Consider the following 351-nt stretch of genomic DNA (forward strand, 5'->3'; position numbering starts at 1 on the left):
AGTTAGGCAAAATTATGGAACCAATTCCGCTGCACAACCCCTGGCATCAAAGAAAAAGCACCATTGTCATGGGAGTGCTTCTTGCGTTCGCCTCTGTACTTATTGCAGGCCCCAAAACGCTAATTGGTGTAGCCATTACCTTAGCTACAGTACCTTTCATACTGCTCGCGTTCTTAAAATTCAGAGTGCGTTGGCAAAACCGCTTTGGTGGAAGTAAGCTTATGTCCATCGTTTTTTTTCTTATAGCTCTGTTAGCTACTCTGGCAATCCTGCATATTGCAAAGCAACTCCAGCCATACATTGGTGCGCACTTTGCCTAACAAAAGGTTCAAATCGCTTGCTCCGCTCGCT

At 45.3% G+C, this 351-nt stretch carries 1 protein-coding gene; it reads left to right on the top strand.

Annotation, left to right across the window (positions count from 1 at the left end):
• The coding region (locus J0A65_RS26570) for a hypothetical protein (RefSeq protein ID WP_206597172.1) at window positions 1-320 on the top strand (320 nt) is incomplete at its 5' end.
• Window positions 321-351 lie beyond the last annotated feature (31 nt).

The sequence above is a fragment of the Bowmanella yangjiangensis genome (genome assembly GCF_017255015.1).
Lineage (GTDB): Bacteria > Pseudomonadota > Gammaproteobacteria > Enterobacterales > Alteromonadaceae > Bowmanella > Bowmanella yangjiangensis.